The sequence below is a fragment of the Xanthomonas bonasiae genome (assembly GCF_014836395.1).
GTDB lineage: Bacteria > Pseudomonadota > Gammaproteobacteria > Xanthomonadales > Xanthomonadaceae > Xanthomonas_A > Xanthomonas_A bonasiae.
Window position 1 is genome coordinate 350118 of sequence record NZ_JACSQX010000005.1, and the last position, 24579, is coordinate 374696.

The window sequence follows — 24579 nt, forward strand, 5'->3', positions numbered from 1 at the left end:
GGCACTGCGACCTATACCGGTTCCGGCTACTCCGGCGGCGCGGTGCTGCTGGATCCGATCCCGGCCGATGCGATGATCACCGCGCTGAACCCGGCGCAGATGAACTACGGCGGCGTCCCCGCCGCGCTGGCCGGCGCCTATCTGCAGGTGCAGGGGCCGCGCGGCACCGCCACCGTCTACGTCACCGACCTGTATCCGGAGGGCGGCGATTGCGGCCTGGACCTGTCGCCGAATGCCTTCGCCGCGATCGGCGACATGAGTGCCGGGCATCTCCCGATCAGCTGGAAGGTGGTCGCCGCGCCGATCGATGGCAACGTGGTGTACCGGATCAAGGAAGGCAGTTCGCAGTACTGGGCCGCGATCCAGGTGCGCAATCACCTGTACCCGGTGGTCAAGTTCGAATACAAGAAGGACGGCGCCTGGGTCAGCCTGCCGAAGATGCCGTACAACCATTTCGTCGGCGAGCAGATGGGCGCGCAATTGCTGGAGATCCGCCTCACCGACATCCGCGGCCAGGTGGTGACCGACACGTTGTCGGCGTTGCCGAGCCAGGGCGACAAGGGCGTGTACTTCGTCGAGGGCCATGTGCAGTTCGCCAAGTGAGTGGCGGCGTGGCGCGGACTGGCGCGTTGCGCCGTCGCCGGAGCGACGACGGGGAGCGGCGCCTGCGGGAGCGGCGCCGGATAGCCTGCTGAATTCATTGTAGGAGCGGCTTCAGCCGCGATCGTCAGCGTGGGGCAATTGCGGACGCCCCGCGCGGTCGCGGCTGAAGCCGCTCCTACAGAAAGCGTGGTTCCGGCTGCAGCCGAGCGCCGGATCGCGCTCAGAACTTGAAGTGCAGCGTGGCCATGTAGCGGCGGCCGTTCTTGTAGCGTCCGGCCGGGTGGTCCTTGTCGCCCAGGTACTGGAAGTAGTCCTCGTCCAGCAGGTTCTGCGCGTCCACCTGCAGCGACCACTGTTCGCTGATCGCATAGCCGATGCTCGCGCCCAGGTCGGTATAGTCGTCGACGCTGGCCGGCGCGGCGCCGGCGACGTAGCCGCCGGCCAGATAGCTGTCGCGCCAGTTCAGGCTGATGCGCGCGTTCCACGGCCCCTTCTCGTAGTACGGGCTGAAGGCCACGCTGTTGCGCGACTGGTAGGGCAGGCGGTCGCCGGTGTTGTTCTCACCGTTGGCATAGGTGTAGTTGGCGGTCAGGCCGAAGCCGCTGCTGCCGAACGGTTGCTGGTAGGCGAGGGTGAAGCCCTTGACCTTGCCGTCGCCGGCGTTGCGCGGGCGCTGGATGCTGTAGTCGCAGTAGCCGTCGGCGGTGCAGCCGTTGCTGCCGAGCATCTGCGCCCAGGTCTGCGGCGAGGTGTCGCGGATCGAGTTGTACTGGCGTTCGATCGTGGCCGAGGTGTCGATGTAGTTGTCGATCTTCTTGTAGAACAGCGACCAGGCCACCACCGCCTGCTGCGCGAAGTAGTACTCGGCCGACAGGTTGAAGTTCCACGATTCGTACGGCGACAGCGCCGCGTTGCCGCCGCTGCCGGTGAGCGTGGTGTCGTTCAAGAAGGTGTTGTTGACCATCTGGTTGTACGGCGCCCAGGCGATCACCTTGCCCGCGGCGAAGCGGAACACCCAGTCGGTGTCGGTGTCGTAGGCCAGGTTCAACGACGGCAGCAGGAAGTTCTCCTTTCTGGTGCGGGTCTGCCACTTGCCGTCCAGGTCGTCCAGCGTCGGCGTGCCGCTGTAGACGAAGCCGCTGCCCTCGGTCTTGGAATCCACGTAGCGCACGCCGAGGTTGCCGCGCAGGCCGCCGTTGGAGAAGTTCAGCTGCACGTAGGCGGCGTTGTTGGTCTGCTGCAGCGCCCAGCTGTTGTTGAGGTAGCTGGCCGGGTCGGGATTGGCGTAGTCCACCGGGCTGTTGCGGATCCAGTCGATGACGTTGCCGCGCCCCGCCTGCACGTGTTGGCCTTGGTCGGGATAGAAGCCCTGGATGTCGGTCAGGCCGATCGTGCCCACGTCGGCCAGGGTGCCGGGCGTGACGCCGCCGTACACGTTCAAGGTGAAGTCTTCGTCGTGCTTGCCCTGGCGCACGCCGAACAGCAGCTGGTTGAACACGCTGTCGAACTGCAGGTTGAAATCCAGCTGGGCGTAGCGGTCCTTGCTGTGCGTGGCGAAGATGCCGTTGTTGCCGAACCAGCCGCCGGCCGAGCCCCAGTTGGCCGGATCGCGCGCGCCGGCCGGATCGTCGAAGCGGATGCCGCGTTGCAGATCCCAGCTGAAGCCGCCGTTGTAGAACGGTTCGATGAAGTATTGCGACAGGTCCTTGTTGTCCGACTTGCTCTGCCCGACCTGGCCGCTCACGCCCCAGCCTTCGCCGCGGAACGCGCCGCGCAGGTCGATGCCCTTGGTGACGACTTCCGACTGGCGCACGTTGTTGTCGTAGATCACCGTGCCGCCGCCGGCATTGGCGTTGGCGCCGGAATGGCCGCTGCCGACCACGCCGTTGCGCACGCTGCCGAGCGCGTCCACCGCGTCGATGGTGCCCTGGTTCCAGGTCAGGAAGCTGTACATCGACTGGTTGTAGTTGTCGAAGTGCTCCTTGATGTACAGGCCGCTGAGGTTGAACTCCAACGCATCGCTGGGCTTGAGCTGCAGGTTGAGCACGGCGCTGTCGCGCTTGCGGTCCTGTTGGAACCAGGCCGCGTTGACCGAGTTGGGCACGTCCGCATCGGCGGGCACGCCGCCGGCGTTGCCGAAGGTCGCGGCCTTGGCGTAGCCGAACACTTCCATGCCCTGGCGATCGACGCGCTCCTCGTAGTGCTGCGCGGACACCGCGATGCCGAAGGTCTCCTGCGGGTTCTTCCAGCTGTACAGCAGCGAGGCGTTCGGCTTGCCCTCGCTGGCCTGCTGGCTGTAGCTGTAGCCGACCGAGCCGGCGATCTCGTTGGCCTTCAGGTCCAGCGGCTGCCGGCTGTGCATCAGCACGGTGCCGCCGAGGCTGCCTTCGACCAACCGCGCCTCGGAGGATTTGACGATCTCCGCCCGCCCCAGGATCTGCGGCGACAGCAGGGTGTAGTCGAAACCGCGGTTGGGCTGCTCGCCGTACAGCCAGATCGCCTGCGCCACCGGGTGGCCGTCCAGGAACGACAGGTTGAGGCTGGGATCGGTACCGTCGATGCTGACCCGCTCGCCCTGGCCGAAGCGGCGGTCGATGGTGACCCCGGGAATCTGCGCGAACGCTTCGGCGACGTTGGTGCTGGGGAACTTGCCGATGTCCTCGGCGGTGATCGCTTCGGACACGGTGACGTTGTTGCGTTTGGTGTCCAGCGATTTTTCCAGGCTGGCGCGGATGCCCACGACCTGGACGGCGTCCAGGTCGGTGGCATCGCCGCCGGCCTGCTGCGCCTGCGCGGCGCAGGCCAGGGTGGCGAGGATTGCTGCGGACAAGACGGAATGGCGGTATTGCATGATGTCTCTCCTCATCATTCAATGGGTCGACGCGGCGCGCGAGCGTTGCGCTGCGTGCCGGCTCTGCCTGTTGCCTTACTGCCTGCGGTGCTGATGCCTGCTGTGTTGCTGCGTGGGTGATGCGCGGTGTGGCTGGCTGGAGTCTTCCGGCGCTGGGGCCGCCGGTTTCGCTTGTGCGTGCAATGCCTGGTGCAACGTGCCGCCGTGGTGCGCGACGCGCTGCGTCAAGCTGTCGAGCTGAAACGATGCCGATGCGGCAGGGCGGCGCTGGCCACGGCGATGCCAGCCGCTGCGGCGGACAGCGGTATGCCGACCCCGGTGGCGAACAGGGCGTGCAACGGCGTGTGGTATTGCAACGGCGTGCCGAGTGCGGCACGCGACTCGCGCGTCAGGATCATTGCGATCACATGCCTCCCATGGCCCGCTTTTGCGCCGCGTATGCGCGGCCCCACCCCCGTGTGTGCCGATTCTTACGAGGCTATGACAACGATGTCAAGTCTTGTCCGGAAAATTCGTCTGGTGCTGGTTTCGCCATGCGTAACGCCGGCCGGCGTCCCGCTGTCGCCATCCGTGCTCGTCGAAACGCAGCTGCATCAACGGGTTATGCGGATCGCCGGGACGGCGGTGGCGGCGCGCAAATGAGAACGCGGCGCAGTCATGTCGCGGTGCACAAAATTGGTCTCATTCGTAGAATTGGTGCGACATAGGTATCGTGACAACGATGCGTGAAAGCGGACGCGCACAAAATATTTCTGATCGACAAGTTTCTGATAATGAAAGATATTTTCTGGAGCGCGCAGCAAGTCCAGGCGCCATTTGCCGATTGTGGGCATTGCAGCGTTGACACAATCTTTCTAAGACCATAAGAATCGAAGCGCCTGGAATTGGTCTTTGCCAATTCGGGATCGATCAGTCCAGCAGCATGCAATCGCCCGCTCCGGGGTAGGGACGGGGACGCGCCTTGCGCACCACGAGGCGCCGCAACAGACAGCACGTTCCATCGACTCCGTGTCCGCACGGACGGCATCGCCCTGCGCGTCGCGTCGGGCGCAATGGAGGGTGCTGCCTGCCGATCGCTGCCGCTGGATGTCAGACGTGCCGTGCCGATCAGCCATCAACCAGGATAGCCCAATGCCACATGCCGCCCGCTCCCGTCCGCACTGCTGTTCCCTGTCCGTCCTCGCCAGCGCCATCGCGTTCGGCCTGCTCAGTGCCGCAGCGCAGGCGCAGCAAGCGCCCGCATCCGATTCCATCTCCCAGCTCGACACGGTCACCGTCACCAGCTCCTACCAGAAGAGCCTGATTACCGCGCTGGACAACAAGCGCGAAGACGCGCGCATGACCGACGGCATCTCCTCCGAGGACATCGGCAAGTTCCCGGCCGAGAACATCGCCGAGGCGATCCAGCGCATTCCCGGCGTGCAGATCTCCACCATCAACGGCCGCGGCTCGACCATCAGCATCCGCGGCCTGGGCCCGCAGTATTCGGCCACCACGATCAACGGCCAGACCATCAAGAGCGCCGATTTCACCGACGGTTTCCGCTACGACATCATCCAGCCGGAAGTGGCCGCGGCGATCGAGGTGATCAAGTCGCCGTCGGCGGACATGGATGCCGGCGGGCTGTCGGGCACGGTCAACATCGAGACGACCAAGCCGCTGGACTACAAGGAGCGCAAGCTGATCCTGTCGGCGAAGGAGCAGTACTCCGAATTCGCCGGCGGCGCGCCGACGCCGAAGGCGGTGCTCACCTACATCGACCAGTTCCAGCTCGCCGATGGCGGCCAACTGGGCGTGTTCGTCAACGCCGGCTACCAGAAGCTCAAGGATCGCGCCGACTACCTGTGGATCGACCGCTGGTACACCCAGGACACCGACGACGGCACCCTGTACATCCCGCGCCGCCCGCGCTACCGCTCGATCGAGCGCGAGACCGATCGCAAGATGCTCACCGCCGGCCTGCAGTGGAGACCGAACGACCGGCTGGAGATGAACCTGACCGCGCTGTACTCGCAGGACAAGACCGACAACGACATGAATCAGTTGGTCTATTCCTTCGACCGCAACTACCTCACCGTGCTCGAGACCAAGGACCTGACCGCGACCAAGGTGTCGGCGTCCAACTACTGGCTGGAGAACAACCGCCAGCTCGAGCGCCACGATCTCACTTCGCAGCTGGTGACCTGGGACGCCAAGTGGAAGGGCGATGCGTGGACCTTCAGCGGCGTGGCCAACTACACCGAAGGCAAGACCGACGAGGACGAGCGCGCGGTGATCCTCGGTCGCCTGCCGTCGGCGACACTGTTCGACATGTCCAATCCCGGCGCGATCTCGCTGACCACCGATGCCGACGCCAACGACGCCAGCGCCTGGGACCAGGCCAACCTGGTGCGCGACGAATACCCCAACGGCGCGATCACCAAGCTCAGCAACAAGGAATGGTCGCTGCAGTTCGATGCCGAACGCTATGTCGGCGCCGGCTTCCTGGACTCGGTGAAGTTCGGCACCAAGTTCCGCCGCGAGACCTTCGACCGCAACGTCTGGCGCCGCGACTTCCTGTACCTGATCAACTCCGGCGCGGTCTCCGGCTACGCCATGTTCCCGGAACTGTCGGCGGCCAGCTCCAGCGTCAGCAACTTCCTCGACGGCAACCTGGCGTCGCAGAGCGGCTGGGTGGCGCCGGACGTGTACGCCTACGCCGACGCGCTGGCCGCCTCCGGCATCACCGTGCCGGTGCTGTTCGCGCCGCAGGCCAGCTACCACATCCGCAACGACATCTTCTCCGCCTACGCGCTGGCCAAGATCGATACCGAGATCGGCAGCATGCGCCTGCGCGGCAACGTCGGCGTGCGCTACGAGAACACCAAGCGCACCACCGACACCTACCTGACCACCGCCTCGCAGTACAGCGAGGACGCCAACGAGGTGGTCGGCACCGAACGCGCGCCGTACGACTACCACAACTGGTTGCCGAGCCTGAACCTGGTGCTGGACATGCGCGAGGACCTGCTGCTGCGCTTCGCCGCCGGCAAGGTGTTGGTGCGGCCGATCCTGGACAGCAACACCGCCATCGCCACCACCATCTCCTCGGGCAGCAACACCGGCGGCACCACCACCTACGACGTGTCGCTGGGCCAGACCGACCTGAAGGCGCTGACCGCCGACCAGGCCGACCTCAGCCTGGAGTGGTACTACGGCCAGGGCGGCGGGCTGACCCTGGCCGGCTTCTGGAAGCAGGTCAAGAACGGTACCTTCAACAGCATCGTGTGCCCGACCACGTTCAACGGCGCGGCGCTGTCCAGCAACAGTTCCGGCGATTGCGTGGACGGCAGCGGCAACATCTACGAGATCACCGCCACCCGGAACGATCCGAGCAAGGTCAAGATCAAGGGCTACGAACTGGGTTGGACGCAATCGTTCGACGCGTGGCTGCCGATCCAGGGCTTCGGCCTGACCGCCAACTTCACCCGGGTGCTCCCGCAGCGCGACACCGATTTCAAGATCCGCAACCTGTCGGAGAAGACCTGGAACGCCACCGGCTACTGGGAGAACGCAATGTTCTCCGCGCGGCTGTCGCTGAACCACCGCAGCGAGTACGAGCAGGACAGCAGCGACAGCTTCTTCGCCCGCGAAGGCCACACCATGAAGGCGCGCACCCAGCTCGACGCGGTGCTCGGCTACCAGGCCACCGATACGCTCAGTTTCCAGCTCGGCGGGCTCAACCTGACCGACAAGAAGGAAGAGGCGTACAAGGACATCAGCAGCCGCTGGCAGATGACCGGCGTCACCGGCCGCAGCTTCTACGTGTCGATGCAGTGGGACATCCTGTGAGGGCGATGCGGTCGCTTGCAGGATAGTCCGCAGCCTGCCCGGCGCCGCGGTGGCGCCGGGCAGGGCAACGTGTCCTATCCCGATCGCATTCACAGGTTCCAGGGCAAGCGCATGCAACGACGAGAATTCCTGGCAGGCGGCGCGGGTGCCGGCCTGCTGCTGGCGGCGCCGCGGTTGAGCTGGGCGGGCAGCGCGGCGGATGCCGGCATGGCCGGCACCGCCTCCGGCACTGCCGCAGCGGCGGTGCCGGCGCCGACGCTGGCGGCCGATCCGGGCCTGTTCTGCCTGGACGAGGGGTGGCGCTTCCACGAAGGCGACATCCCGTTCCCGCCGATCAGCGGGCAGGACGCCAGCTACGACAACGCCAAGGCGGGCAAGGCCTGGGGCGCGGCCGCGGGCGATTTCGACGACAGCCAATGGCGGCAGCTGCGGCTGCCGCACGATTTCGCCATCGAGCAGCCGATCGAGGCCAGCGCCAATGTCGCGCAAGGCTATCGCCGCCGCGGCATCGCCTGGTACCGGCGCAGCCTGCGACTGGACGAGGCGCAGCGCGGCAAGGCGCTGGAGCTGCGGTTCGACGGCATTTCCAGCCGCGCCACGGTGTGGGTCAACGGTTTGCTGATGGCGCGCAGCTGGAGCGGCTACGACGGGTTCGCCATCGACCTGAGCGCGATCGCGCGCTACGGCCAGGACCTCAACAGCATCGCGGTACGCGTGGATGCCGAGGCGATGGACGGCTGGTGGTACGAAGGCGCGGGCATCTACCGGCACACCTGGCTGGCGGTGCGCGATGCGCTGCATATCGTCGGCGATGGCGTGCATGCGGTGCCGCGGATCGGCGACGGCGAACGTTGGACGCTGCCGGTTGCGGTCACCGTCGCCAATGCCGGCGAGCAGGCCGACGCGGCGCTGCTGGAGGTGGCGCTGTACGACGCGCACGGCACGCTGCTGGCGCAGGGCAGCAGCGCGTTGCAGGTCGGCGCGCTGGCGCAGGCGGTGGCGCAGGTCGAGCTGCAGGTGCAGCGGCCGCAGCGCTGGGACGTGGCCGCGCCGCATCTGTACCGGGTCGCGGCGGTGCTGCGCAGCGCTGGCCGCGAGCGCGACCGCCGCGAATGCGCGATCGGCTTTCGCACGCTGCGCTTCGATGCGCAGCAGGGCTTCTTCCTCAACGAGCGGCCGCTGAAGATCAAGGGCGCCTGCCTGCACCAGGACCATGCCGGGGTCGGCGTGGCGGTGCCCGACAGCCTGCTGGAGTTCCGCATCCGCCGGCTCAAGGCGCTGGGCTGCAATGCGATCCGCCTGCACCACGCGGTGGCCAGCGAGCTGCTCGACGTCTGCGATCGGCTGGGCATGTTGGTGATGGCCGAGAACCGCGTATTCAATCCCGCGCCCGACTACGCCGCGCAGTTGCGCTGGCTGGTGCGCCGCGACCGCAACCGCGCCTGTGTGTTCCTGTGGTCGGTGTTCAACGAGGAACCGATGCAGGGCACTGCCGCCGGCTACGAAATGGTGCGCCGCGCGGTGGCGCTGGTGCGCGAGCTGGACGACAGCCGCCCGGTGACCGCGGCGATGAACGACGGCATGCTGACCCAGCGCAACGCGGCCGACGCGGTGGACGTGGTCGGCTTCAACTACCGCCAGTTCAACTACGACCGGGTGCGCGCGGCGATGCCGCACAAGCCGCTGCTGTCCAGCGAGGACACCAGCGCGTTCCAGACCCGCGGCGCCTGGTTCACCGACATGGACGCGCACGTCATCGCCGAGGACGATTCGGTCGCCGCGCCGTGGGGCAACACCCATCGCACGTCGTGGAAGCTGATCGACGAGCGTCCCTATCTCGCCGGCAGTTTCGTCTGGACCGGCTTCGACTACCGCGGCGAGCCGACCCCGTTCGAATGGCCGTCGGTGTCCTCGTTCTTCGGCATCATGGATCTGTGCGGTTTCCCGAAAGGCGCCTACTGGCTGCGTCAGGCGCAGTGGATCGACGCTGCACCGGTGCTGCAGCTGCTGCCGCACTGGAACTGGCCGGGCCGCGAAGGCACGCCGATCAAGGTGATGGCGTTCTGCAACGCGCAGCAGGTGGAGCTGTGGCTCAACGGGCAGTCGCAGGGGCGGCAGGTGGTGGACCGGATCGAAATGAATGCCTGGCAGGTGGCGTATGCGCCGGGCGTGCTGGAGGCGGTGGCCTATCGCGATGGCCGCGAGGTGGCGCGGCAGCGGGTGCAGACGGTCGGCGCGCCGGTCGCGCTGCGGCTGACCCCGGACCGCGCGCGGATGCGCGGCGACGGCCGCGACGCGCAGCCGATCACCCTGGAAGCGGTGGATGCGCAGGGCCGCCACGTGCCGTTCGCCGATGCGCAGATCGCGCTGCAGGTCGACGGCGGGCGCCTGCTCGGCGTCGGCAACGGCGATCCGAATCGGCTCGCGGCCGACAACGTGCCGCAGGTGCAGTTGTTCAATGGCCTGGCGCAGGCCATCGTCGAGGCCGGCACCGGCCAGCGCCGGCTGCGCATCGAGGCGCGCGCGCCTGGCCTGCGAGCTGCGCAGGCGACGATCGGCCTGGATGCGGTGGCCTTGCCGCCGTCGCTGCCGCCGGCCGCCGCGGCGATGGTGGTGCCGGGCTGGCGGCGCACGTTGCCGTTCGCCGCGCCGCCGGATCCGGCGCTGCCGCGCGCGCCCAACGACAACAACAGCTGGAGCTTCTGCCAGCCGGGCAACCTGGAGACGCGCGCCGAGCGCGATGGCTATGTGTTGTACCGCACCGCGTTCACCCCGTGGGCCGGGATCCAGCAGCGCGGCGGCGTGCTGCGGCTGGGGCGCGCGACCGGCGCGGCGCAGGTGTATCTGGACCGGAAGCTGGTCGCCCGGGTGGCTGCGGGGCAGCATGCGCAACTGCGCTTGCCGCCTGCGGACGGCGAACGGGTGCTCGCGGTGGTGATGCAGGTGACGGCCGGAATGCCTTTCGGCTTCGACGATGTCGCGATAGTGGAGTATTGACCGAATGAAGCGAGTTTTCCGCCATGCCTTCCCGCACGCACGTGCCTGGATGCGCTTCGTGCGCGCGTTGCCGGTCCCCGGGCAAGCCGCGCTGCTGCTGGCCTGCATGCTGCTGGCGCCGGCCGCGGTTGCGGCACCCGTACAGGACGCGCAAGGCGACGCCGCGCGCGGCGTACTGTTGCGCACGCTGGGTCCGCGCGCGGCCGCGCTGACCCTGCAACGGCAGCCGCGCGGCAACGGCAACGACTGGTACCAGGTCGCCGCCGACGCCGGCACGCTGCGTGTGTCCGGGTCCTCGGAAGTGGCGCTGGCGCATGGCGCGTACAGCTATCTGCAATCGATCGGCGCCGCCTCGGTGAGCTGGGAGGGCAGCCGGGTCGCGCTGCCTGCCGCGTATGCCGATTTCAGCGGGCAGCGCGTGGTCACGCCGTTCGCCTACCGTGCCTATCTCAACGTGTGCACCTACGGCTACACCACGCCGTGGTGGGACTGGGCGCGCTGGGAACGCGAGATCGACTGGATGGCGCTGCACGGCGTCGACATGCCGCTGGCGATGGAAGGCCAGGACTACGTGTGGCAGGCGTTGTGGCGCGAGTTGGGGGCGAGCGACGCGGACCTGGCGCAGTATTTCTCCGGCCCGGCGTTCGCGCCGTGGCAGCGCATGGGCAACATCGAAGGCTACGACGCGCCGCTGCCGCAGCAGTGGATCGACGACAAGCATGCGCTGCAGCTGCGCATCCTGCAGCGCATGCGCGCGCTGGGCATGAAGCCGGTGTTGCCGGCCTTCGCCGGCTACGTGCCGAAGGCGTTCGCGCAGGCGCATCCGCATGCGCGCATCTACCGCATGCGCGCCTGGGAAGGCTTCCACGAAACCTATTGGCTGGATCCGGCCGATCCGCTGTTCGCCAGGATCGCGCAGCGTTTCATCCAGCTCTACGACCGCACGTACGGCAAGGGCACCTATTACCTGGCCGATGCGTTCAACGAGATGCTGCCGCCAATCGCCGCCGACGGCAGCGACGCGCGCCTGGCCAGCTACGGCGACAGCACCGCCAACACGGCCAAGACCGCGCCGCCCGAAGTGCCGCCGGCACAGCGCGACAAGCGCCTGGCCGACTACGGCCGTGCGCTCTACGAATCGATCCATCGCGCCAATCCCGACGCGGTGTGGGTGATGCAGGGCTGGCTGTTCGGCGCCGACCGCCATTTCTGGACGCCGCAGGCGATCGCCGCGTTCCTGCGCGAGGTGCCCAACGACAAACTGCTGGTGCTGGACATCGGCAACGATCGCTACCCGGGCACCTGGAAACTGTCCGACGCGTTCGACGGCAAGCAATGGATCTACGGCTACGTGCACAACTACGGCGGCAGCAATCCGGTGTACGGCGACCTGGCGTTCTACCGCGACGACCTGCGCGCGCTGCTCGCCGACAAGGACAAGCAGCAGCTGGTCGGCTTCGGCGCGTTCCCCGAAGGGCTGCACAACAACTCGGTGGTCTACGAGTACATGTATGCACTGGCCTGGGGCGGGCAGGAGCGTTCGCTGCAGGACTGGCTCGGCGACTACACCCGCGCCCGCTACGGACATACCTCGCCGGCGCTGCGCGCGGCCTGGGACGACCTGCAGGCCTCGGTGCTGTCGACCCGCTACTGGACGCCGCGCTGGTGGCGCAGCCGCGCCGGCGCCTACCTGCTGTTCAAGCGGCCGACGCTGGACATCGGCGAATTCGAAGGCGCGCCCGGCGATTCGCCGCGCCTGCGCCGCGCGCTGGAGCAACTGCTCGCGCTGGCGCCGGAGTACGCCGACGCGCCGCTGTACCGCTACGACCTGGTCGACTTCGCCCGCCACTACGCCACCGGCCGCGTGGATGCGCAGTTGCAGCAGGCGGTGGCCGCGTACAGGCGCGGCGACGTCGCCGTCGGCGATGCCGCCTTCGCCCGCGTGCAGGCGGCGGTGCAGCAGCTCGACGGCCTGGTCGGCGGCCAGCAGGAGACCCTGTCGAGCTGGCTCGACGATGCCGCCGGCTACGCGAAGACGCCGCAGGACGCGGCCTACTACCGGCGCGACGCCAAGGCGCAGGTCAGCGTGTGGGGCGGCGAGGGCAATCTCGGCGACTACGCGTCCAAGGCCTGGCAGGGCATGTACGCCGACTACTACCTGCCGCGCTGGGCGCTGGCGATGCAGGCGCTGCGGGCGGCGGCGGTCGACGGCGGCAGCGTGGACGAGGCGGCGCTGCAGCAGCGACTGCGCGCCTGGGAGCGGGACTGGGTGAAGCGCGAGACACCCTACGCACGCCAAGCGCCGGCCGATCCGGTCGCCGCGGTGCGCACGCTGCTGCAGCAGGTGGATGCCCGATGAGCGCCGCTTCCGTGAGCATCCCCACCGCGGCGCCGTCGCGCGAACGCTTCCTGTCGCTGGACGTGTTCCGCGGCCTGACCATCTTCCTGATGATCCTGGTCAACACGCCCGGTGCCGGCGCCGATGCGTTCGTGCAACTGCGGCACGCGCCGTGGTTCGGCTTCACCGCCGCCGACCTGGTGTTCCCGTCGTTCCTGTTCGCGGTCGGCAACGCGATGAGCTTCGCGCTGGACCGCGGCCAGCCGCTCGGCGCGTTCCTGCGCCGGGTCGGCAAGCGCAGCGCGCTGATCTTCCTGCTCGGCTTCCTGATGTACTGGTTCCCGTTCGTGCACCAGGGCGCCGACGGCAGCTGGAGCTTCACCGCGATCGACCAGACCCGGGTGCCGGGCGTGCTGCAGCGCATCGCGCTGTGCTACGCGCTGGCCGCGCTGCTGTGCCGCTGGCTGCCGCCGCGCGGCCTGCTGGCCGCCTGCGTCGCGCTGCTGCTCGGCTACTGGGCGGCGCTGTACCTGTGGGGCCAGCCGGGCGCGGAACTGAGCAAGCTCGGCAACGCCGGCACGCGCCTGGACCTGTGGCTGCTGGATCCGGCGCAGCTGTACCGCAAGGACGGCGGCTTCGATCCGGAAGGCCTGCTCGGCACGCTGCCGGCCACGGTGAATGTCGTCGCCGGCTACCTGACCGGCCTGTACGTGCGCCGCGTCGGCAAGCAGGCGCGCACGGTGCGCTGGCTGCTGCTGGCCGGCATCGCGCTGGCGCTGCTGGCGCTGGCCTGGCAGCCGTGGTTCCCGCTGGCCAAGAAGCTGTGGACCGGCTCGTTCGTGCTGCTGACCGTGGGCCTGGATCTGCTGCTGCTGGGCGCGCTGCTGTGGGCGATCGAAGTGCGCCAGTGGCAGGCCGGCAGCGGCTTCTTCACCGTGCTCGGGCGCAATCCATTGGCGATCTACCTGTTTTCCGAGCTGTTCGTGATCGCCCTGCGGCTGGTCCCGGCCGGCGACAGCGGGTGGGACCTATACCAATGGCTGGGCATCGCGGTGTTCCAGCGGCTGCTGCCGGGACCCTGGGGCAGTCTGGCCTGCGCCCTGGCCTACACCCTGCTGTGCTGGACGATGGGCTGGTGGATGGACCGGCGGCGGCTGTACCTGCGGCTCTGACCCGGCGTGCACAGGCCGCGGATTGGTACTATATTGGACATAATGAATCCATACGGTCCGGAGGGAGCACGATGACCAAGCCCAAGCCGGAGGCCGACCCCAGACTGGCAGGCCTGGCCGTGGACCCGAGCGCGCCGACCCCGCTGTACCTGCAGCTGGCCAGCAAGCTGGTCGAGGCGATCAAGGGCGGCCAGTGGAAGCCGGGCGAGGCCCTGCCGGCCGAGCGCCAGCTGTGCGAACAATTGCAGGTGTCGCGGGTGACCCTGCGCCAGGCGGTGGATGCGCTGGTCGAACAGGGCCTGGTCTCGCGCCGGCAGGGCGCCGGCACCTTCATCACCTCGCATATCCAGCACCAGCTCAGTGGCCTGGCCAGTTTCAGCGAGACCCTGCGGATGAAGGGCCTGGAGCCGGGCACGCGCTGGCTGGAGCGGCGCGTGCGCCCGGCGCACGGCGAAGAGATCCTGCGCCTGGGCCTGTCGCCCGATACCGTGGTGGCGTCGCTGACCCGCCTGCGCAGCGCCGACGGCCGGGTCATGGCCTACGAGAAGGCGGTGCTGCCGCAGCGCACCGTGCCCGATCCGCTGGCCATCGGCGATTCGCTGTACGCCTACCTGGACGCGCAGGGCACCCCGGTGGTGCGCGCGCTGCAGTACTTCCGTGCGATCAACCTGCCGGCGCGGCTGGCCGGGCACCTGGGCATGAAGGAAGGCGAGGCGATCCTGCACGTGGTGCGGGTCGGCTACACCCGCGACGGCAGCGCGATCGAGCTGACCGACACCTATTGCCACAACGACTACTACGACTTCGTCGCCGAACTGCGACGCTGATCGACCGACCCACGCGCCTTTCCGGAGCCCGCCCGCCCATGACCACCGCACGGCCTGCCAGTCCTTTCGCCTCGATCGCCATCGTCGGCCTGCTGTTCTTCATCATCGGCTTCTTCACCTGGATCAACGGCCCGCTGATCACCTTCGTGCGGCTGGCGTTCGACCTCAACGAGGTCAACGCGTTCCTGGTGCTGATGGTGTTCTACCTGTCCTACTTCTTCCTGGCGCTGCCGTCGTCGTGGATCCTCAAGCGCACCGGCATGAAGAAGGGCCTGGCGCTGAGCCTGGTGGTGATGGCGGCGGGCGCGGCGGCGTTCGGCCAGTTCGCCACGCAGCGCTTCTATCCCGGCGCGCTGGCCGGCCTGTTCGTGATCGGCAGCGGCCTGGCGCTGCTGCAGACCGCGATCAATCCCTACATCAGCATCCTCGGCCCGATCGAGAGCGCGGCACGGCGCATCGCGGTGATGGGCATCTGCAACAAGATCGCCGGCATCCTGGCGCCGTTCCTGATCGGCACGCTGGTGCTGCACGGCGTCGGCGACCTCGCCGCGCAGGTGCAGGCCGCCGATCCGGTGGCCAAGGAAGCGCTGCTGACCGCGTTCGCCGCCAAGATCCACCTGCCGTACCTGGTGATGGCCGGCGTGCTGGTGGTGGTGGCGATCGGCGTGCTGTTCTCGCCGCTGCCGGAACTGAAGGCGTCGGAAGTCAACGCCGCGCCGGTCGGCGCCGGCAGTCCGGCGCAGAAGACCAGCATCTTCCAGTTCCCGCACCTGTGGCTGGGGGTGCTGTGCCTGTTCGTGTACGTGGGCGTGGAAGTGATGGCCGGCGATGCGATCGGCACCTACGGCAACGGCTTCCACCTGCCGCTGGACCACACCAAGCTGTTCACCTCCTACACCCTGGCGGCGATGCTGGCCGGCTACGTGGCCGGCCTGCTGCTGATCCCGACGCTGATCTCGCAGGCGCGCTACCTCAGCATCTCGGCGCTGCTCGGCGTGCTGTTCTCGGCCGGCGCCTATTTCACCCATGGCTACGTGTCGGTGGGCTTCGTCGCCGCGCTCGGCTTCGCCAACGCGATGATGTGGCCGGCGATCTTCCCGCTGGCGATCAAGGGCCTGGGCCGCCACACCGAGATCGGCTCGGCCTTGCTGGTGATGGGCATCGCCGGCGGCGCGATCATCCCGCAGCTGTTCGCGGTGCTGAAGCAGCACTTCGACTTCCAGCTGGTGTTCCTGCTGCTGATGGTGCCGTGCTACCTGTACATCCTGTTCTATTCCCTGGTCGGCCACCGCGCCGGCCAAGCCTCCGCCCGCGCGTGATCGCGCATCATGGGCGTACTTCCCGACGTGCAGGACCGCAGTATGCGTAGACCCACCATCAAAGATGTCGCCGAGCGGGCGCGGGTGTCGTTGAAGACCGTGTCGCGGGTCATCAACAACGAACCGTCGGTGATGCAGGCCACGCGCGCGCGCGTGCTGCACGCCATCGCCGAGCTGGACTACGAACCGGATCCGTCGGCGCGCAACCTGCGCAGCGGCACCCCGTTCGTGATCGGGCTGGTGTACGACAACCCCAACCCGTACCACATCATCGGCGTGCAGAACGGCGTGCTGGCGGCGTGCCGCGAGACCGGCTTCGGCCTGCAGATCCATCCCTGCGATTCGACCTCGCCGATGCTGGCCGAGGAGCTGGCCGAATGGACCCAGCGTTCGCGCCTGGCCGGGCTGGTGCTGACCGCGCCGATGTCCGAGCGCGCCGAGCTGGTCGCGGCGCTGACCGCGCGCGGGATCAAGACCGTGCGCATCATCGCCGCCACCGAAGATCCGAAGGACGGCCCCTGCGTCTACGTCGACGACCGCGATGCGGCCTACGAGGTCACCGAGCACCTCATCCAGCTCGGTCACCAGCGCATCGGCTTCCTGTGGGGCGGCACCTCGCACCGCTCCAGCGGCGAGCGCTACGCCGGCTACGAGGCCGCGCTGAAGGACTACGGCATCACCCTGGACAAGCACCTGGTGGTGCCCGGCGACTACACCTTCGATGACGGCTTCCGCGGCGCGCGGCGGCTGCTGGCGCTGCGCGAGCCGCCGACCGCGATCTTCGGTTCCAACGACGAGATCGCCGCCGGCGTGCTGGCCGCGGCCAAGTCGGCGGGCATGAACGTGCCCTACGACCTGTCCATCGCCGGCTTCGAGGACAGCCCGTTCTCGCGCCAGTCGTGGCCGGCGCTGACCACCGCCAAGCAGGCTACCGAAGACATCGCGCGCCACGCCGCACGGCTGCTGATCAGCCAGCTGCGCAGCGACGCCTATGAAGACCATCCGGCGCCGATGCACAACCAGGGCTTCGTGCCGCAGCTGGTGGTGCGCGGCTCCACCGCGCCGATGCAGCCGCAGTCCCGCCGTTCTCCTTCCCCCGATCCCACATGACCCTGCCCATGGCACTGCCCACCGAAACCGAAACCCTGATGTTCCGCGAAGCCGCGGAAACCGCCGATGTCGTCGCCGCGCAGTTCGCGCGCAACCATGCCGTCGTCAGCGCGCTGGCCGCTTCGCTGCGCGCCGATCCGCCGCCGTTCGTGGTCACCTGCGCGCGCGGCAGTTCCGACCACGCCGCGACCTACGCCAAGTACCTGTTCGAGACCCAGCTCGGCGTGGTCACCGCCTCGGCCTCGCCGTCGGTGGGTTCGGTATACGAATCGCCGCTGCAGTTGCGCGGCGCGCTGTACGTGGTGATCTCGCAGTCGGGCAAGAGCCCGGACCTGCTGCGCAACGCCGAGGCGGCCAAGGCCGCCGGCGCGCGCGTGGTGGCGCTGGTCAACGTCGAGGATTCGCCGCTGGCGCAGCTGGCTGACACCGTGATCGCGCTCGGCGCCGGCCCGGAGAAGAGCGTGGCCGCGACCAAGAGCTACCTGGCCTCGTTGGCGGCGATCCTGCAGCTCGGCGCGCACTGGAAGAACGATGCGACGCTGCTCGCCGCGCTCGACGCGCTGCCGCAGGCGCTGCGCGTCGCGTGGCAGGCCGATTGGCGCCCCCTCACCGACGGCCTGGTCGATGCGCACAACCTGTTCGTGCTCGGCCGCGGTTTGGGCCTGGCCGCGGCGCAGGAAGCGGCGTTGAAGTTCAAGGAAACCTGCGGTCTGCATGCCGAGGCCTACAGCTCGGCGGAAGTGAAGCACGGGCCGATGGCGCTGGTCGGCCCCGGCTTCCCGGTGCTGGCCTTCGACCAGCCGGACGAAACCGGCGCCGGCACCCGCAGCCTGGCCGAGGAGTTCCGCGGCCGCGGCGCGCAGGTGTGGCTGGCCAGCGCCGACGGCGACCTGCCGCTGGTCGCCGCGCCGCACCCGGTGTGCGCGCCGCTGCTGACCATCCAGAGTTTCTACCGCGCGATCAACGCGCTGGCGCTGCGCCGCGGCTACAACCCGGACCTGCCGCCGCATCTGAACAAAGTGACGGAGACGGTGTAATGACGACGACGGCGCTGCGCAATGCGCGCGTGCTCGGTGCGGATGGATTCCTCGACGGCGTGAGCGTGCTGCTGCAGGACGGGCGCATCGCCGCGCTGCTCGACGACGGCGACGCGCGCGTGGCGGCGGCGACGACGCAGCTGGACCTGGGCGGCGGCACGCTGTTGCCGGGGTTCATCGACGTGCAGGTCAACGGCGGCGGCGGCGTGCTGTTCAACAACAGCACCGACGTCGAGGCGCTGCGCCGCATCGGCCAGGCGCATCGCCGCTACGGCACCACCGGCTACCTGCCGACGCTGATCAGCGACGATGTCGAAGTGATGCGCGCGGCGATCGCCGCGACCCGCGAGGCCATCGCCGCCGGCGTGCCGGGCGTGCTCGGCATCCACCTGGAAGGGCCGTACCTGGCGCCGGCGCGCAAGGGCACCCACAACGTGGACAAGTTCCGCGTGCCCGATGCCGCCGAACTGGCGCTGGCCACCTCGCTGGACAACGGCGTCACCCTGATCACGCTGGCCCCGGAACGGCTGCCGGTCGACAGCATCCGCACGCTGGCCGCTGCCGGCGCGCGCGTGTTCGCCGGCCACACCGCCGGCAGCTACGACGAGATCCGTGCCGGCCTGGATGCGGGCGTGTGCGGCTTCACCCATCTGTACAACGCGATGTCGCCGCTGCAAGGACGCGATCCCGGTGCGGTCGGCGCCGCACTGGAAGACCGCCACGCCTGGTGCGGGCTGATCGTCGACGGCGTGCACGTGCATCCGGCCAGCCTGCGCGTGGCGCTGGCGGCCAAGCCGCGCGGCACGCTGTTCCTGGTCACCGATGCGATGCCGATGGTCGGCGCCGACAGCCCCAGCTTCGACCTGTACGGCGAAACCATCACCGAGGTGGACGGCGTGGTGCGCAACGCGGCCGGCGCGCTGGCCGGTTCGGCGCTGGACATGGCCAGCGCGGTCCGCAACAGCGTGCAATGGCTGGGCGTGAGCCTGGACGAAGCCGCACGCATGGCCTCGCTGTATCCGGCGCAATGCCTGGGCCTGGACGACCGCTACGGTCGCATCGCGCCCGGCTACCAGGCCGACCTGGTGCTGCTCGACGACGCGCTGCAGGTGCGGCAGACCTGGATCGCGGGGGCGGTGGAATAATCGGCGGCGTTGCCGATCGTGCGCCGCGCGCGTCCGCCCTCGCGCAAGCGGGTGGCGTTCGTTGCCGGCGTGCCGGCGATTTCGATCCAGGTGTGGGAGCGACTTCAGTCGCGACGCGCTGCGCCGTGAATGCCGATCGCACCCAAGCGAAACGCCCTCTAGCCTGAGCCGATGCCTACCGCCGGTTCCGACCTGTTCGCCTTGCCGCCGCACGACGGCCTGCACCGGCTGACGTTGCGCGACGGCCGCGACGCGATCTGCAAACGCCGCCGCGCGATGCCGGCCGATTTCTTCGCCGCCGAAGTGCGCGGCCTGGACGCGCTGCGCGCTGCGGGTGGTCTCCGCGTGCCGCAGGTGTACGCGCAAGGCGAAGACTGGTTGCTGCTCGAAGACCTGGGAGCGGCGGTCCCGCATCCGCACTTCGCCCGGCTCGCCGGCGAGGGCCTGGCACGCCAGCACCGCGTACGCGGCGGCCACTTCGGTTTCGACCACGACGGCTACATCGGCGACAGTCCGCAGGACAATGGCGCCGACAGCGACGGGCATCGCTTCTTCGTCGAACGGCGGCTGCGCCCGCAGGCCGAGCGCGCGCTGCGCAATGCTGCACTGGTTCCCGCGGACATGGCGCGCCTGGAACGGCTGTGCGTACGCCTGCCGCAACTGATTCCGACGCAGCCGCCGGTATTGCTGCACGGCGATCTATGGCAGGGCAACCTGCATTGCGCCGGCGACGGCCTGCCGGCGCTGATCGATGCCGGCGCGGCGCACTACGGCTGGGCCGAGGCCGAACTGGCGATGCTGACGCTGTTCGGCGAACCCGATCCGCAACTGCTGCGCAGCTACGCCGAACACGCGCCGTTGGCGAAGGATTGGCGCGAACGCGCGCCGCTGTACAACCTCTACCATCTGCTCAATCACCTCAACCTGTTCGGTGATGGCTACCGAGCGCAGGTGGAGCAGGTCCTCGCCCGCTTCGGGTAGGATCGGGCATCCACAGCGAGCGAATGTATCAACGGTGACCCGGATCCAAGCCGCCTGTAGAGGAGGAAGTCTGCCACGGTTGCTCACAGCTTGCGCCAACATTAACCGAAGAGGCCTTGATATGAGAGTTGCCGGGGTCTACCTCAACTTGAACCCCTACAAATGCTCGTCCGAAAACCGGGTGAAATATCAGCTTTGCTCAAATTATCTGGCGATTTTCGTATCAGCGTGGTTGAGCGATCGTCGGCTGTCGCTCGGCAATTTCAACCGTTTCGTATTTGAAGAAGGGGCTCGGGAGGATATGAAAATTGTTGGTTCTCGTGCCTTCGTGGTCAGCACGGCCGAGACCTTTGAGCGCCTAGAGAAAACTCCACGCGATGATGAAATTCATGGCTATTTCGTTTCGAAATGTCTGGAAGGGTTTCAAAAGATTGATGGTTTCTTCGATGTGAGCCTATTTGAAGACTTGAAAATGGCGATCGCGGTCGGGTTCGTTCAGGGGTTCAAGTATGAGAAGCCGGCTGGTGCCGTCAAAGGCAGCGACGGCATCGTGGCTCTCTTTCATCGCTATCGGTGCGATCGTTACGAGCTGGTGGCTTGCCATCCTGGCGAGCAGGGTCGCAGGAGTGGAGAGGAGAAGATACTGCTGACCTTAAATCCGGACCCGTTCCTGGTTGATTTTGAAGTCAACAAAATAGAGATTTCTGGCCGGAGATTGACCGTTATCAATAAGGTTCGGGAAAGAAAATTTCTTTGTGAGTTTTAGCGATTTGCCGAGCGTCGAGGTGGCTTCCCGCAAATTTTGACGAGTGTGGCGAGCTGGTAGGCGGGCATGTGCCGCTGAACCCGTTCGAGCGCTTGCCCCTGCCTCTAGAGACGCAAGTCAGCGCGTCGCCCGGTGCCAGCCGCGTCAAAGCTGCCCAAGTACTGATGATGGCACCTGCTAGTCCGGTTCTGACGACCGCTGAGATGCGTCGCCGCGCGCCGCGGCGATCGCCTTGATCCGCGCCTTCGCCAGCGCCTCGCCGATCTGCGGGCCGCTCAGGCCCTGCGCGGCCAGGTCGCGGGCGTTGACCGCCAGCGCCGCGGCGTGCAGGCGCTGCAGTTCGCGGCCCTGCGGGTAGTCGGCGTCCTCGTTGCCGAGGCGGCCGCGCTTGTCGGCCTCGCATACCAGTGCCAGCTGCGCGATGCGTTCGGGCTTGCGGAAGCCGTCGCAGCGCTGCAGCAGTTCGTGCACGGTGCGGTCGCGCAGCTCGGCCAGGCGATGCACGTTCAAGTGCTCGCGGCAGGCGATCTCGGCCAGCTGGCGATGTTCCTGCGGCAGCTTCAGCCGTTCGCACAACGCACGCAGCGGGGCGACGCCGCGCTGTTCGTGCATCACGTGCTTCGGCCATTCCGCTTGCGGGGTCAGAGCCTTGCCCAGGTCGTGGGTCAGCGCGGCGAAGCCGATCAGCGCATCGCCCGGCGCCAGCCGTGCGGCCATGTCGCTGACCAGTTCCTGGTGGCGGCCGGTATCGATCTCGGGATGGTACTCGGCGCGCTGCGGCACGCCGTACAGCGCCTCAAGTTCCGGCAGCACGCTGCGCAGCGCATCGGCATCGTGCAGCGTGCGCAGGAACGCCGACGGCTGCGCCGAGGCCAGGCTGCGGCGCAGCTCCTGCCACACGCGCTCGGGCACCAGCGTGTCCAGCTCGCCGCTGGCCGCCATCTCGCGCATCAGCGCCAGGGTCTCCGGCGCCACGCTGAAACCGAGCGGCGCCAGACGCGCCATGAAACGCGCCGCACGCAGCACGCGCAGCGGGTCCTCGCCGAAGGCCGGGCCGATGTGGCGCAGCACGCGCCGCTCGATGTCGCGCGCGCCGCCGTACGGATCCACCAGCGCGCCGCTGTCCTCGTCGCGGGCGATCGCGTTGATGGTGAAGTCGCGCCGCTGCAGGTCTTCTTCCAGTGTCACCGACGGGTCGGCGTCGACCACGAAGCCGTGGTAGCCGCGCCCGGACTTGCGCTCGGTGCGCGCCAGCGCGTACTCCTCGCCGCTGTGCGGATGCAGGAACACCGGGAAATCGCGGCCGACCTGTTTGTAGCCCAGATCCAGCATCTGCTGCGGCGTGGCGCCGACCACGACCCAGTCGCGGTCGCCGGGCGGTTGCCCGAGCAGGCTGTCGCGGACGGCGCCGCCGACGAGGTAGATGTTCATGAGCCGGGATTCGGGAGTGGGGATTCGGGATTGGCAAGAGCGGGTTCGCTGCGTCTGAAGACACAGCGGCATGCGGGCGACATTTTCGTCGCGGTCGTGCGCGGTGCGCCGTTGCGATTCCCCATTCCCTATTCCCGATTCCCGGCCGCGGCCCCAGCCGCGGCCGCACAGACGAACTTCTTGCGCGGCGCATCCAGCTTGCCGAGCATGCGGTCGCTGACCGGCAGCGCGTCGCCGTTGAGGCGCCAGTCGTAGATCACGCTGAAGGCGAGGATGCGCGCGACGTATTCGCGGGTTTCCTTGTAGCTGATCGTCTCGATCCAGAAGTCGGCGTCGTGGCCGGGGCGCTGGGTCTGCCAGCGTGCCGCCGGGCCGGGGCCGGCGTTGTAGGCGGCGATGGTCAGGTAGGGCAGGCCATAGGTGTTCAACAGCTGGCGCAGGTAGGCGGTGCCGATGGCGATGTTGGTGTCCGGGTCGTACAGGCTGGCGGCGCCGCCGTAGCCGGCCAGGCCGAGGTTCCTGGCCACGCTGGCGCCGGTGGCCGGCAACACCTGCATCAGGCCCATCGCATTGGCCGGCGAACGCGCGTTCGGGTTGAAGATGCTCTCGGCGCGGATCTCGGCGGCCACCCAGGCCGGGTCGATCGCGTTCTTGCCCGCTTCGCGGCGGATGGTGGCGTCGTGGTGCAGCGGGAAGCGCAGCGAATACAGGCGTTGTTCGTCGGGCAGCTTGCCCAGCGCGAACACCGCGCGGTCGAACCAGCCGTTGTCGCGCGCCACTTCCACTGCGATGCGCCGCTGGGTGTCGTCGAAGCGGGTCAGCGCGTCGTTCCATTCGGCCACGGCCCATGCCGCACGGTCGATCTTGAACAGTTCCAGCGCGCGCACCAGTGCCGGATCGCGGGCCACGGCGGCCTGCGCCTGCGCGCTGTCGTTGGGTTCCCACGGGCATAGCGCATAGGGCTGCTTGAGCCGGTCGGCGGCCATGAAGCCGTGGAAAGTGGCGGACTTGGCGGCCTCGCGGTACAGCCGCTGCGCCTCGCCGGCGTTGCCGGTCTTTTCCGCCAGCCGCGCCTCGAAATACTGCCAGCGCGAATCGTTGCGCTGCGCCGGCGCCATCTTGCGGATCGCCGCCAGCGCCGCCGGCCAGTCGCCGCGCGCCATCGCCTCGCGCGTGCGCCATTCGTGCAGGCGTTCGTCGTAGGCGCTGTCGGGTACCGCGTTGAGCCGGCGCGCCGAATCCGGTCCGTACGAGGCCACCGTCCACAACGCGATCTGGTACAGCACCTCGCCGCGCTGCGCCTCGCTCAGCTGCAGCGCCTGCGCGAATTGCGGCAACTGCCGCTCGGCCGCGTCGGGATCGGTCTTGGCCAGTTTCTCCAGGCCGTCCACCGCCACCTTGCGGCTGCGCTCGGTCTTCGGCCAGGTCAGCGCACGCGTGTGCACCGCGTCCAGGAACGCCGCATAGTCGTTGGCCATGGCCAGCTCGGCGGCGGGCAGGCCGCGCGCGGCGCTGCGCATCACCGCCGGCTGCTGCGTATCGGCCGCCGCTTCCACCCGCGCCCAGCGCAGCGTGTCGTTCATCCCGCCGCGCGCCTGCAGCACCGCGAATACCGCATCGCAGGCATCGGGCAGCGACTTGCCGCTGCTGCGCCACAGCGCCTGCGCCTCGTCGATCCATTGCGCGTCGGCACGGCCGGTGGCCTGGCGCGCGTTGAGCTGGGCGCAGCGCAGGCCGGTGTTGTCGGTGGGCTTCCAGTTGGCCAGCAGCGCCGGCCAATCCTGGCGCCGCGCCAGCGCCGGCAGCCACAGCGTGCGGAAGCTCTCGGCCACCGGCTGCCCGGCGTAGCGCTTGAGGAAATCCTGCGCCTGCGCATCGGAGATGCGGTCGATGTTGCGGCGCAGGTTGGCGTATTCGAGCCAGCCGTACAGCGGGTGCTGTTTGAATGCGGCCGCTTGCACGGGATCGAACTGGCCGCGCTCGGCGGCGTCGATCGCCGCGCGCAGCGCAGGACGCTGGGCGTCCAGGGTCTGGGCGAGGGCAGGGGCGGTGCCGCACAACGCGGCGGCGAGCAGCAGGAGAGACGTGCGCAATTTCATGCGCGGGACTATACCGAACGCCGATGAATCGACGCGGCAAGGGTTTTGCGGCGTAGCGACGCGAGCGCAGCC

At 68.3% G+C, this 24579-nt stretch carries 15 protein-coding genes and 1 pseudogene; 12 read left to right on the plus strand and 4 right to left on the minus strand.

Translation table 11 applies throughout. From position 1 onward, the window contains the following. Nucleotides 1-603: pseudogene (locus tag H9658_RS10330) on the plus strand (expansin EXLX1 family cellulose-binding protein); the annotation flags it as partial. A gap of 220 nt (nt 604-823) precedes the next feature. Here the strand turns inward: H9658_RS10330 and H9658_RS10335 are convergent. Then, complete coding sequence (locus tag H9658_RS10335) at nt 824-3454, minus strand: TonB-dependent receptor (protein ID WP_191825268.1); 2631 nt, start codon at nt 3452-3454, stop codon at nt 824-826. A gap of 224 nt (nt 3455-3678) precedes the next feature. Continuing rightward, nucleotides 3679-3852: a hypothetical protein gene (locus H9658_RS10340; RefSeq protein WP_191825269.1), complete on the minus strand. Its 174-nt coding sequence runs from the start codon at nt 3850-3852 to the stop codon at nt 3679-3681. A 733-nt stretch (nt 3853-4585) separates the two neighbouring features. On the opposite strand from H9658_RS10340, the gene H9658_RS10345 reads away from it, so the two are divergent. From H9658_RS10345 to H9658_RS10395, 11 genes are all read left to right on the plus strand, one after another. Beyond that, complete coding sequence (locus H9658_RS10345; protein WP_191825270.1) at nt 4586-7285, plus strand: TonB-dependent receptor; 2700 nt, start codon at nt 4586-4588, stop codon at nt 7283-7285. 111 nt (nt 7286-7396) lie between these two features. Further along, nucleotides 7397-10282, plus strand: coding sequence for a beta-galactosidase GalA (galA, locus tag H9658_RS10350; RefSeq protein ID WP_191825271.1), 2886 nt, complete (start codon nt 7397-7399; stop codon nt 10280-10282). A 106-nt stretch (nt 10283-10388) separates the two neighbouring features. Next, a complete protein-coding gene (locus tag H9658_RS10355; RefSeq protein WP_225209890.1) occupies nt 10389-12641 on the plus strand; it encodes an alpha-N-acetylglucosaminidase in 2253 nt (750 codons plus the stop codon). Continuing rightward, nucleotides 12638-13792, plus strand: coding sequence for an acyltransferase family protein (locus tag H9658_RS10360; RefSeq protein WP_191825273.1), 1155 nt, complete (start codon nt 12638-12640; stop codon nt 13790-13792). Before H9658_RS10355 ends, H9658_RS10360 begins: the two co-directional genes overlap by 4 nt. A gap of 104 nt (nt 13793-13896) precedes the next feature. Further along, entirely contained in the window at nt 13897-14619 is a 723-nt protein-coding gene (locus H9658_RS10365) for a GntR family transcriptional regulator (protein WP_179568040.1), read from the plus strand. A gap of 38 nt (nt 14620-14657) precedes the next feature. After that, nucleotides 14658-15938: a sugar MFS transporter gene (locus tag H9658_RS10370; protein WP_179567291.1), complete on the plus strand. Its 1281-nt coding sequence runs from the start codon at nt 14658-14660 to the stop codon at nt 15936-15938. Nucleotides 15939-15980: 42 nt separating this feature from the next. Further along, nucleotides 15981-17048 carry a LacI family DNA-binding transcriptional regulator gene (locus H9658_RS10375; RefSeq protein ID WP_179567289.1) on the plus strand — a complete coding sequence of 356 codons (1068 nt, stop codon included), beginning with the start codon at nt 15981-15983 and terminating at the stop codon, nt 17046-17048. Nucleotides 17049-17056: 8 nt separating this feature from the next. Next, complete coding sequence (locus H9658_RS10380; protein ID WP_191825333.1) at nt 17057-18085, plus strand: SIS domain-containing protein; 1029 nt, start codon at nt 17057-17059, stop codon at nt 18083-18085. Then, nucleotides 18085-19230, plus strand: a complete 1146-nt coding sequence (gene nagA, locus H9658_RS10385) for an N-acetylglucosamine-6-phosphate deacetylase (RefSeq protein WP_179567287.1) — start codon at nt 18085-18087, stop codon at nt 19228-19230. The genes H9658_RS10380 and nagA overlap by 1 nt, the downstream gene beginning before the upstream one ends. 171 nt (nt 19231-19401) lie before the next feature. After that, on the plus strand, nt 19402-20211 hold the full coding sequence (locus tag H9658_RS10390) for a fructosamine kinase family protein (protein WP_191825274.1): 810 nt from the start codon (nt 19402-19404) through the stop codon (nt 20209-20211). A gap of 181 nt (nt 20212-20392) precedes the next feature. Continuing rightward, nucleotides 20393-20977, plus strand: a complete 585-nt coding sequence (locus tag H9658_RS10395) for a hypothetical protein (protein ID WP_191825275.1) — start codon at nt 20393-20395, stop codon at nt 20975-20977. Between the two features lie 177 nt (nt 20978-21154). Here the strand turns inward: H9658_RS10395 and H9658_RS10400 are convergent, their stop codons facing one another. Then, the gene (locus H9658_RS10400) at nt 21155-22408 is read right to left on the minus strand and encodes a multifunctional CCA addition/repair protein (RefSeq protein ID WP_191825276.1); all 1254 of its coding nucleotides are present in this window, start codon (nt 22406-22408) and stop codon (nt 21155-21157) included. A gap of 128 nt (nt 22409-22536) precedes the next feature. Next, nucleotides 22537-24507: a transglycosylase SLT domain-containing protein gene (locus tag H9658_RS10405; protein ID WP_191825277.1), complete on the minus strand. Its 1971-nt coding sequence runs from the start codon at nt 24505-24507 to the stop codon at nt 22537-22539. Nucleotides 24508-24579: the final 72 nt, after the last annotated feature.

Bases quoted from the DNA above. Each gene is read 5' to 3' on its own strand.
- H9658_RS10335 (WP_191825268.1), bottom strand. From the start codon at position 3,454: ATGCAATACCGCCATTCCGTCTTGTCCGCAGCAATCCTCGCCACCCTG.
- H9658_RS10340 (WP_191825269.1), bottom strand. From the start codon at position 3,852: ATGATCCTGACGCGCGAGTCGCGTGCCGCACTCGGCACGCCGTTGCAA.
- H9658_RS10345 (WP_191825270.1), top strand. From the start codon at position 4,586: ATGCCACATGCCGCCCGCTCCCGTCCGCACTGCTGTTCCCTGTCCGTC.
- galA (WP_191825271.1), top strand. From the start codon at position 7,397: ATGCAACGACGAGAATTCCTGGCAGGCGGCGCGGGTGCCGGCCTGCTG.
- H9658_RS10355 (WP_225209890.1), top strand. From the start codon at position 10,389: ATGCTGCTGGCGCCGGCCGCGGTTGCGGCACCCGTACAGGACGCGCAA.
- H9658_RS10360 (WP_191825273.1), top strand. From the start codon at position 12,638: ATGAGCGCCGCTTCCGTGAGCATCCCCACCGCGGCGCCGTCGCGCGAA.
- H9658_RS10370 (WP_179567291.1), top strand. From the start codon at position 14,658: ATGACCACCGCACGGCCTGCCAGTCCTTTCGCCTCGATCGCCATCGTC.
- H9658_RS10375 (WP_179567289.1), top strand. From the start codon at position 15,981: ATGCGTAGACCCACCATCAAAGATGTCGCCGAGCGGGCGCGGGTGTCG.
- H9658_RS10380 (WP_191825333.1), top strand. From the start codon at position 17,057: ATGGCACTGCCCACCGAAACCGAAACCCTGATGTTCCGCGAAGCCGCG.
- nagA (WP_179567287.1), top strand. From the start codon at position 18,085: ATGACGACGACGGCGCTGCGCAATGCGCGCGTGCTCGGTGCGGATGGA.
- H9658_RS10390 (WP_191825274.1), top strand. From the start codon at position 19,402: ATGCCTACCGCCGGTTCCGACCTGTTCGCCTTGCCGCCGCACGACGGC.
- H9658_RS10400 (WP_191825276.1), bottom strand. From the start codon at position 22,408: ATGAACATCTACCTCGTCGGCGGCGCCGTCCGCGACAGCCTGCTCGGG.
- H9658_RS10405 (WP_191825277.1), bottom strand. From the start codon at position 24,507: ATGAAATTGCGCACGTCTCTCCTGCTGCTCGCCGCCGCGTTGTGCGGC.